Annotated in this window: 1 pseudogene; it reads right to left on the bottom strand. The window is 63.8% G+C overall.

Annotation, left to right across the window (positions count from 1 at the left end):
* Nucleotides 1-562: 562 nt before the first annotated feature.
* Nucleotides 563-1,120, bottom strand: a pseudogene (locus ABZV91_RS32480) (integrase core domain-containing protein); the annotation flags it as partial.
* Between the last annotated feature and the right edge of the window lie 94 nt (nt 1,121-1,214).

The following is a 1,214-nucleotide window of genomic DNA, read 5'->3' as shown; positions in this document are numbered from 1 at the left end:
CAACCACCACCGAAGACATTCCGCGCTGGGCTACCAAACCCCGGCCGGATACGCTGCCACCTGTATCCACCGATAACCGACTCTCACTCCCGGTGCACCACATCACGGGGACCCGTCACCGGATCTGGTCGATAATCGTACGGACTCTCGCCCCGAGTAACACCACTGCCGCCCCGAAGCGATAACACCACAGATCCCGAGTGAGAGGCGATACATGAACAAGCTCAGCGCGGCCGCAACGGTCGCAATCGTAGGTGTCCTTGTCATCTGCAGCACCGGCGCTGCCGGTGCCAGTCCCCCGTCGGCGAACCCCTGGCCGGCATGGCTCGACCCGATCATCTTGTTCATCGGACAGCTGCTCGGCCTGCCGGGGTATATGCCCGGACACTGAGGATCAGGCAATTCGATTCGTCACCTGCACAGTAGCGGACGCACGCCGAATTCTCTCCGCACCTTCATCATAGAACGCCCTCGACTCCACGGAGTCGAGGGCGTTCGGCATCCATACTTCGACGCGTATATGACAGGACCCCGGTGATCGTCCACAGGCTGTGAGAGCCAGTCATTGATGTGCGCAGATGGCAGCGTATCCGGCCGGGGTGCGATATCCCAGGGCCGAATGCCGCCGCCGCTGGTTGTAGTCGGTTTTCCAGTCGGTGATCACGACCCGGGCCCGGGTCAGCGACCAGAAGCTGTTGATGTTGAGACATTCGTCGCGAAGACGTCCGTTGAACGACTCGATATAGCCGTTGCGCCAGGGCTGACCAGCTGGAATGAACGCCAACCCGACCCGTTCACCCGCCCAATCGGCCATCACCGAGCACGCCGGCTCCGGCCCGTTGTCACAGCGCAGCACCGCCGGACAACCTCGTTCGGCCGCGATGCGGTCGAGCTCATCGATCACCCTGCCGGCGGTGACCGAGCGCTCCACCAGCCCGCCCAGGCATAAACGGGTGTGCTCGTCGTCGATCGACACGATCTTCACCGGTCGGCCGTCGTCGGTGGCGTCGAACTGGAAATCGGTCGCCCATACCCGATTCGGTGCGTCCGCGGTCACCTCGGTGACAGTGGAGGTGCCGAGGCGTTTGCGGCGCCGCCGCACCGGCACCCGCAGCCCCTTGACTGGGCCCCGATGGCGGATCCACCGATCATGCGAGTTGCGGTTGGTTGAACTCGGTCGGTGTCCATCGCTGCCGGAACGCTTCGGGAGTGAG

The organism is Nocardia sp. NPDC004568, from assembly GCF_040609955.1.
GTDB lineage: Bacteria > Actinomycetota > Actinomycetes > Mycobacteriales > Mycobacteriaceae > Nocardia.
This window is presented reverse-complemented; position numbering and strand designations above follow the sequence as displayed.